9 protein-coding genes and 1 pseudogene are annotated in these 8,185 nt (G+C 73.5%); 7 read left to right on the top strand and 3 right to left on the bottom strand.

Features of this window, described 5'->3' with window-relative positions; genetic code table 11:
- The 3 genes and pseudogenes from ACIGG8_RS42510 to ACIGG8_RS42500 all read left to right on the top strand — a co-directional run.
- Positions 1-100: pseudogene (locus ACIGG8_RS42510) on the top strand (NmrA family transcriptional regulator); the annotation flags it as partial.
- 235 nt (positions 101-335) lie between these two features.
- A complete protein-coding gene (locus ACIGG8_RS42505) occupies positions 336-929 on the top strand; it encodes a DUF1772 domain-containing protein (RefSeq protein ID WP_396553942.1) in 594 nt (197 codons plus the stop codon).
- A 316-nt stretch (positions 930-1,245) separates the two neighbouring features.
- Positions 1,246-1,947 (top strand): polysaccharide deacetylase family protein, encoded by a 702-nt coding sequence (locus ACIGG8_RS42500; protein ID WP_396553941.1) that lies wholly within the window; start codon positions 1,246-1,248, stop codon positions 1,945-1,947.
- Positions 1,948-2,037: 90 nt separating this feature from the next.
- On the opposite strand, the gene ACIGG8_RS42495 is transcribed toward ACIGG8_RS42500, so the two are convergent.
- Entirely contained in the window at positions 2,038-2,505 is a 468-nt protein-coding gene (locus tag ACIGG8_RS42495) for a DUF1772 domain-containing protein (RefSeq protein ID WP_350526798.1), read from the bottom strand.
- 204 nt (positions 2,506-2,709) lie between these two features.
- Here ACIGG8_RS42495 and ACIGG8_RS42490 point away from each other — a divergent pair, with 204 nt between their 5' ends.
- From ACIGG8_RS42490 to ACIGG8_RS42475, 4 genes are all read left to right on the top strand, one after another.
- Positions 2,710-3,717 carry an AraC family transcriptional regulator gene (locus ACIGG8_RS42490; protein ID WP_350526799.1) on the top strand — a complete coding sequence of 336 codons (1,008 nt, stop codon included), beginning with the start codon at positions 2,710-2,712 and terminating at the stop codon, positions 3,715-3,717.
- A gap of 146 nt (positions 3,718-3,863) precedes the next feature.
- A complete protein-coding gene (locus tag ACIGG8_RS42485) occupies positions 3,864-4,442 on the top strand; it encodes a TetR/AcrR family transcriptional regulator (protein WP_350526800.1) in 579 nt (192 codons plus the stop codon).
- A gap of 96 nt (positions 4,443-4,538) precedes the next feature.
- Positions 4,539-5,696: an SGNH/GDSL hydrolase family protein gene (locus ACIGG8_RS42480; protein WP_396553940.1), complete on the top strand. Its 1,158-nt coding sequence runs from the start codon at positions 4,539-4,541 to the stop codon at positions 5,694-5,696.
- A 186-nt stretch (positions 5,697-5,882) separates the two neighbouring features.
- Positions 5,883-6,254 carry a hypothetical protein gene (locus ACIGG8_RS42475; RefSeq protein ID WP_396553939.1) on the top strand — a complete coding sequence of 124 codons (372 nt, stop codon included), beginning with the start codon at positions 5,883-5,885 and terminating at the stop codon, positions 6,252-6,254.
- 213 nt (positions 6,255-6,467) lie between these two features.
- On the opposite strand, the gene ACIGG8_RS42470 is transcribed toward ACIGG8_RS42475, so the two are convergent.
- The gene (locus ACIGG8_RS42470; protein ID WP_396553938.1) at positions 6,468-7,121 is read right to left on the bottom strand and encodes a 4'-phosphopantetheinyl transferase; all 654 of its coding nucleotides are present in this window, start codon (positions 7,119-7,121) and stop codon (positions 6,468-6,470) included.
- A 5-nt stretch (positions 7,122-7,126) separates the two neighbouring features.
- Positions 7,127-8,023 carry an alpha/beta fold hydrolase gene (locus ACIGG8_RS42465; protein WP_396553937.1) on the bottom strand — a complete coding sequence of 299 codons (897 nt, stop codon included), beginning with the start codon at positions 8,021-8,023 and terminating at the stop codon, positions 7,127-7,129.
- Positions 8,024-8,185: the final 162 nt, after the last annotated feature.

The raw sequence follows: 8,185 nt of genomic DNA, 5'->3' as shown, positions 1-8,185 counted from the left end.
GTCGTTGGGTGACGGGGTGCGGCGGGCGCTGGGTCGTGAGCCGCGGGACTTCGCGGACTACGCCCGGGAAGCCGCAGCCTCGGGCGTGTGGAACGCGTGACCGGCTGCAGGCCCGTGGTTGAACCGGCCTACCCGCCGGACTCGGTGGACCCGTCCCACCTGGAGAGCAACACCTGCCGTGCGTACGGCAGTTCAGTAGATCGTCGGTGCCGGGCGGCGCCGGCCGCCTGATCGTCCACCCCGGCTGCGGCCGGGAGCGGTGAGGAGGCCGGTGCGCCGGGTGCCGGGAGGGTCCCCGCGCAGGGCGGGGACCGGGGAGAACCGAAGGATCACCAATGAGCACACACCAGACTGCGACTCCTGCTTCCTACACCGCTTCACAGACCTTCACCGGCCTCGCCCCGGGCGGCGCGGGCGCGCCCGCCACGCGCAGCAAGGCCACCGGGCCGCTGCTGGTGGGTGCCACCGTCGCGATGGGTTTGATGGCGGGGCTGTTCTTCGCCTTCGACGTGTCGGTCATGCCGGGCCTGGCGGCGAGTGACGACCGCACGTACGTGACGGCGATGCAGCACATCAACAAGTCGATCGAGAACGGCATGTTCGGACTGGTCTTCGTCGGCGCCTTCGTCGCGACGGGTGTCGCGGCGTGGCTGCTGCACAAGGCGGGCCGGCGGCAGGCGGCGCTGTGGGCCGCGCTGGCGACGGCGCTGTACGTGGTGGCGCTGATGGTGACGATGGGCGTCAACATCCCGCTCAACAACCAGCTGGCGGCGGCGGGCGACCCGTCCCAGATCCAGGACTTCGCCTCGGTGCGGGCGCACTTCGCGGACAGCTGGGTGCCGGTCAACATGCTCCGCACCGCGCTGTGCACGGGCGGTCTGCTCGCGCTGACCCGATCCCTGGTGCTGCACGGGCGCTCCGGGCGCTGAACGAGGCCGCCCCGCAACGCGATCGACGCCCCCGACGGAGCCCGTCGGGGGCGCTCGACGTGCCGGTGGACCCGGAGCGCCCGGGCCGTATCCGCCCGCACCCCCCGGCATCCGCCCGCATTCGCCGGCTCGGAACCGCGCGTGCCCGGCCGTGACCGGTGGCGAACGTCGTGCGGAGTCCGTCCGGTTCGGCCCGTCGTGCGGCCGGCCGGACCTGGCCGGATCCGCCCGGTTCCGCCACCCGGCGGGTCGCGGTCGCCCTGCCGTCGGAGCAGACTGGCCGTCGGCACCGGAGTTCCGACCGCAGGGGGCAGGCATGTCCGTACGACTCGGCAGGCGCGGGAAGCTCGCGGCGATCCGGACGGCGGTCGGCGTGCTCGCCGTCGCCCTGGCGGCGGGTGCGGCGGTCGCGCTGCCTGCCGCACCGGCGGAAGCCGCGGCCGGCGGCACGGGCGGCGGAAAGGTCGTCTACCTCACCTTCGACGACGGGCCGAGCTCCGCCTACACGCCCAAGGTCCTTGCTGCGCTGGCCCGTTACGGGGTGCGCGCGACCTTCTTCGAGATCGGGCAGAACGTGGCCGCCCACCCCGCGCTGACCGCGGAGGTCGCCAGGCAGGGGCACAGCGTGCAGAACCACTCCTGGTCGCACCCGGACCTGCGCAGGCTCTCCGGCTCCGCGCTCGACTCTCAGGTGAGCGCCACGGACCGGGCGATCCGCGCCCGGACCGGCCGCACCCCGACCTGCCTGCGCCCGCCGTACGGCGCGGTCAACGCCACCGTGCGCTCGCACGCGGCGGCGCTCGGCAAGCAGGTCGTACTCTGGTCGGTCGACCCGGCGGACTGGTCCCGCCCGGGGACGGCGGCGATCCGCTCACGGGTGCTGAACAGCGTCCGCCCCGGGTCGGTGATCCTGCTGCACGACGGCGGTGGCGACCGCAGTCAGACGGTGGCCGCGCTGCCGGCCGTCATCTCCACGCTCAAGGCGCGCGGGTACGGCTTCGCCACCCTGTGCGGCTGAGGCCGCCCAGGGTGGCGTCGGGTGAAGTCCGAAGGCCCTCGGTGAAGCCCGAAGGCCGTCGGGTGGACCCGGAAGGCCGGCGGACCCCGGTCAGCTCTGCCCGTTGAGGACCAGCGCCCAGGCGAGGAAGCCGAGGGCGGCCGTCGAGAGCAGGGCCCGCACCACGTTGAAGCGCACCCAGCGCGCCTCGAAGCGGCCGCGCACGCCGGCCGGGTCGGCGATCCGCTGCGGCGTACCGGCGGCGGCCAGCTCGTCGTTCAGCGGGATGTTGACCGAGCGGGTGACCCCGATCATCGCGACGTACAGGACCAGCGCGGCGATGGTCGCCGGCAGCACGTCGTGGCCGTCCGAGGGCAGGTGCAGGGCGACCGCGGCCGCCGTCGTCAGGAGGGCGCCGACGAAGCCGAGGACGAACCAGCCGTTCAGGATCGCCACGTTGACGCGCTGCATGACCTCGATGAAGGTCCGGTCCTCGACCCGGGCGAGCGCGGGCATGACCGAGCACGCGTAGGCGTAGAACAGTCCGGCGGTCAGTCCACAGGTGACAGTGGCCGCCACCAGGACGAGTGTGCGTGCCGTTTCCATCGTCGTGAGCCCCTCACTTCTCGCTGTCGGTATCGCTGCGTCGCTGTCGCTGCGTGTCGCTCCCTACCCCCGTGGGCAGATCATCCGGCATTTGACGCCCGCGAGCCACCTCGATCACTCAAGAGTCCCTCAAATGACGAGCCGTCAAATGATGTCTTGCCGTCTACACTTGTCGGCATGGACACTCTGACGGGACTCCTCGACGGCCCCAAGGCCCGCGGCGCGTTCCTGCTGCGGTCGATCCTCACCCCGCCGTGGTCGCTGCGGATCGAGGACCGGGCCCCGCTCTCGGTCGTGACGATGGTCCGCGGCGCCGCGTGGATCCTGCCCGAGCGCGGCACCCCGCTGCTGCTGCACCCGGGTGACGTGGCGATCGTGCGCGGCCCGGAGCCGTACACCGTCGCGGACGACCCGGACACGCCGGTGGACGTGATCGTCGGCCCCGGCCAGGTCTGCACCAAGGGCGGGGTGGACGTCTCCGAGGTGATGTCGCTCGGCGTCCGGACCTGGGGGCAGGGCCGTGAAGGCGACATGGCCTCCTCGGTGGTCCTCTCCGGCACCTACCAGGCCGAGCACGAGATCGGCCAGCGCCTGCTCGGCTGCCTGCCCGCCCTGCTGGTGCGTCCCGCCGGCACCGGCGCCGACGACACCCTCGTGCACCTGCTGGCCGCCGAGATAGGACGCAACGAGCCCGGCCAGGAGCTCGTCCTGGACCGCATCCTCGACCTGCTGGTGGTCTCCGTCCTGCGGTCCTGGCTCGCCGCCCCCGACTCCGGTGCCCCCGCGTGGTACCGCGCCCAGCACGACCCGGTGGTCGGCCCGGTCCTGCGGATGATGCACGACGATCCGGCCACCGCCTGGACGGTCGCCGAACTCGCCCAGCGGGTCGGGGTCTCCCGGGCCGGCCTGGCGCGCCGCTTCACCGCCCTGGTCGGCGAACCCCCCATGGCCTACCTCGCGGGCTGGCGCCTGGCCGTCGCCGCCGACCTGCTGCGCGAGCCCGAGTGCACCGTCGCCTTCGCCGCCCGCAAGGTCGGCTACAGCAACGCCTTCGCCCTCTCGGCGGCGTTCAAGCGGGTGCGCGGCATCAGCCCGCAGGAGCACCGCCGCCTCGCCGCCACGGGCACCCCGCCGCAGCCGGTGGGCTTCTCGGGCCCGGCGGAGACGGTGATCCTGGCGGGCTGAGGCGGAGGCCGGGGCGGAGGCCGGGGCCTCCGTCCGATAGTGCTTTCCCGTTTGCCTAAATCGTTTAGGTAATCCCATACTGGCCGTAGTGCGTCGGCGTACCAGTGCGCCGACGCGTCGGCGCGCGCCGGTACGGGAGGAAACACATGGCACGGGCAGGACTGACCGTCGAACGCGTGGTCGTCGCGGGCGCCGAACTCGCCGACCAGGTCGGGTTCGAGCAGGTGACCGTCGCCGCCGTGGCGCGCGGCTTCGGCGTCCAGACCGCCAGCCTGTACTCGCACGTCAAGAGCTCCCACGACCTCAAGACCCGGATCGCCCTGTACGCCCTGGAGGAACTCGCCGACCTCGTCGCCGACGCCCTCGCCGGCCGGGCGGGCCGCGACGCGCTCGGCGCCTTCGCGGACGCCTACCGCGACTACGCGGCCCGCCACCCCGGCCGCTACGACGCCACCCGGCTGCGCCTGGACGCCGAGACGGCCGCCGCCAGCGCGGGCGTCCGGCACGCCCAGATGACCCGGGCGATCCTGCGCGGCTACGATCTCACCGAGCCCGAGCAGACCCACGCGGTCCGGATGCTCGGCAGCGTCTTCCACGGCTACATCAGCCTGGAGGCGGCCGGCGGCTTCAGCCACACCGCCGTCGACGCCCGGCAGTCCTGGGACTGGATCATCGACTCCCTCGACACCCTGCTGCGCCAGGGCGGCGCCCGCCCGACCGCCTGAACGGCCGACCGCCTGAACGCCCGACCCCCTGAACCGCCCGTGCGGCGCGCCTTGCTGCCCCCGCCGGTACACCGACCCGGAGAAGACGCGAGCGCCATGACCACGATCACCACCCCCGTCACCGAGGACCTGCTGCACGGCCACCTCGACGTCGAGCACACCCGCCGAGGCCTGCTGCCGCACCGGCTACCCGCCGGCGCCCGCCGACAGATACCCGACGACCAGCTCGCGATGGCCGAGGCCCAGCCCTCCGGCGTCCGCCTCGCCTTCCGCACCCGCGCCACCGCGGTCACGCTGCACGCCGTCCCCACCAAACGCGCCTACCCCGGCGTCCCCGACGTGCCCGACGGGGTCTACGACCTCCTCGTCGACGGCGTCCTCGCAGCTCAGGCCACCGTCCCCGGCGGCAACCTGCGCACCGTCGACCTGGCCACCGGCCGCTTCGAGTTCACCGAAGGGCCGCCCGGCAGCGCCCGGTTCACCGGCCTGCCCGCCCGGGACAAGACCGTCGAACTCTGGCTCCCGCACACCGAGACCACCGAACTGATCGCGCTCGAAACGGACGCACCCCTGCAGCCCGTCCCGGCCGGCCCGCGCAAGCGCTGGGTGCACCACGGCAGCTCGATCAGCCACGGCTCGAACGCCAACCACCCGACCGGCACCTGGCCCGCCCTGGTGGCCAACGGCGCCGGGCTCGACCTGGTCAACCTCGGCTTCGGCGGCGGCGCCCTGCTCGACCCCTTCACCGCCCGCGCCATCCGCGACACCCCCGCCGACCTGATCAGCCTGAAGCTCGGCATCAACCTCGTGAACAGCGACGCGATGCGGCTGCGCGCCCTCACCCCGGCCGTCCACGGCTTCCTGGACACCGTCCGCGAGGGCCACCCGACCACCCCGCTGCTCGTCGTCTCCCCGCTGCTCTGCCCGATCCACGAGGACACCCCCGGCCCGCTCGCCCCCGACTTCAGCAGCGGCACCCTCCGCTTCCGGGCCACCGGCGACCCGGCCGAACGCGCCGCCGGCCGCCTCACTCTCACCGTCATCCGTGAGCATCTGGCCCGCATCGTCGCCGAACGCCGCGCCGACGGCGACCTCGCCCTGCACCACCTCGACGGGCTCGCCCTCTACGGCGAGCCCGACTACGGCACCCACCCGCACCCCGACGGCCTCCACCCCTCCCCGGAGGCCCACCGCCTGATCGCCGAGCGCTTCACCCGGCTGGCCCTCACCCCGGGCGGCCCGCTGGCGCCCTGACCGCGACGAAGGCGCCGACCGTTCGTCACGGCCGGGGTACGACGGGGACTACCGAGGCGGCACCACTCCGTGCGTAATGACCCGGACGTAGCCCGTCCGGCGTTCGGGGATCAGGGGTTGTGAAGATTCTGTGCGCGCTGCACACTCGTTCCCGCTCGACCCGAACACCCCGATACAGGAGGTCAGATGACCAGCTCCGTGCTCCAGACCTCGACCAGGCGCCTGGGAGTCCTCGCGGCTCCGCTGCTCGCCCTCGCCACCCTCGGGCTCGCCGCCCCCGCCCACGCGGACGCTGCGCCGAGCGTCACCGTGCTCTGCGACTCCGGCAACAGCGTCTGGTCCTGCGACGCCTACGCCACCGGCGGCAGCGGGAACTACAGCTACTCGTGGAGTGCGGTCAGCAACGCGGGCTTCTTCTCCGGCCGCACCGCCCCGAGCGCCTACGGCCCGTGCCGGACGAACCTGGCGGCCACCCTGCAGGTGACCGTCACCGACAACGGAACCGGTGCCAGTGTCACCCAGCAGGGTCGGTTCTTCTGTTACGCCATCGCGCCGTGACGGCGGCCGGTCCCGGCGACCCGGATCGACCGCGTGAGGCCCCGCGCTGGTGCGCGGGGCCTCACGTCGTTCGGTCCCGATCCCGGCCGGATCCCCGCGGAGATCCCTCGCGTCGGACCCCCGCTGACGCTCCCCTCCGGCCGGCAGTCGCCCGGGGCGTGACCGTGCGGCCCCCCGGCCCCGCCGCGCACCCGGGCACCCGCACGCCCGCGCTCACGCCGTCGGCGGAAGGGCGAGCGCGGTCATCAGAATGCCCCGGTGCACGCCCCACTGACCCGTGCCGACGTCGTCGTGGTGGGGATGCCGGGCGGTGAACGTGCCGTCGGGGTGGACCGCGACGGTGATCGCGGCCAGCGCCGTCCACCGGCGGGTCAGCGGGTGGACGGCCTTGTAGACCGCCTCCTTGGCACTGAAGAACACGGCGTCCCAGGGGACCTCGCCCACCGGGAGCGCGGCGAGCCCCCGCCGCTCGTCCTGGCAGCTGACGAGGTCCAGGACCCCGTGCGGGAGCGGCCGGACGGGCTCGGCGTCGATGCCCAGCGAAACGTGCCGACCGGTACTCGTCACGGCGCAGGCGGTGTAGCCGCGGGTGTGGGTGATGCTGCCCGCGGCACCCGAGGGCCACTGCGGCGCACCCCCGGGCCCGGGCAACAGGGGCACCGGCGGATGGCCCAACTCGGCGAGGGCCCGGCGGGCCAGCGTCCGGGCGGTGGTGAACTGCTGCCGGCGGCGCGGGGACCGGTCCCGGATGTAGGCCGCCTCCGAAGGGTGGAGACGGCCCGCATCCAGGGTGCCGAACGCCTCGGCGCAGTGGACGTACGGCGGGAGCAGCGAGCCCAGGACGCCGGCGGGAGCGGTGGTGGTCACGGCGGTCAGCGGCCGGCCAGGACCAGCTGGTGGGTGTGGTGGGCGATGAACCGGGGCGTTTCGAGCGGCAGCATGTGCCCGGTCCCCGGCACCTCGTGCAGCGTTGCCTGCGGGAGCGCGGCGGCGAGCTCCTGACTGAAGCTCGGCTTCACGACCTTGTCCTCCGTACCCGTGATCACCACGGTGGGCGCCGTGATCCCGGCGAGCCCGGCCCGATGGTCCATCTCCTGCGTCGAGGCGAAGCAGGCGGCACGGGTCTGCGGCAGCGTACGGGCGAACAGCCGGCGGTTGGCCTCGCGGGCCTCCAGGGTCGCCCGCGGCCCGTGCGTCTGCCCGAGCAGTTTGCGCCCCAGCCACGGCGTCCGGAGCGCCCGGCTGAACAGCTGGGAACCCATCATCTTCACCTCGTTCGCCGGGGTCTCCTGCCCGTGCGAAGCCGTGGACACCAGCACCAGACCGGCGATCCGCCTGCCCGCATCGGCCGGCCGCGCCGCGGACAACTGCGCGGCCCAGGCGAGCGCCGCATAGCCGCCCCCCGAATGCCCGACCACCACGACCGGCCGCTCCGGCGTCGTCAGCGTCCCCACGACGGTGTCCAGATCCCGCGCGAGCCGCTCGATGCCGATCGCCTCCCGCCCGACCGTCGACGAGCCGTGCCCCCGCTGGTCGTACGTGGCCACGGTGTGCCCCGCCGCGGCCAACTGGCTCGCGGTGCTGTGCCAGACCGTCCGAGAGGCGGCCCACCCGTGGACGAGGACCACGAGCGGCCGCGCCGGGTCGGGCGTCGCGGGCTGGTGGACCGTGATGGCAAGACGCGCGAAGTCGTCCGTGGTCGCGGTGTGATCGGTGGCGGTGACGGCGTGATCGGCCGGCAGCGCGGGGATTTCGACGGCGGTCTGCATGAGGCCCTCCTGTTTCTGTCTGTGGTTTCCGGCGCTGTAATTCGGCGCTGTTATTCGGCGGCGTTGTTGGTGAGGTGGTGGTGGAGGTTGGTGAGGGCGTGTTGGGTGGCGGTGGTGTGTTTGTAGGTGAGGTTGGTGAGTTTGTGGAGGAGTTTGGGCCAG

It is taken from the genome of Kitasatospora sp. NPDC085464, from assembly GCF_044541955.1.
In the GTDB taxonomy this organism is placed as follows: Bacteria; Actinomycetota; Actinomycetes; order Streptomycetales; family Streptomycetaceae; genus Kitasatospora.
Note: the sequence above shows the minus strand (reverse complement) of the source record. Positions and strands in the feature narration are given on the sequence as shown.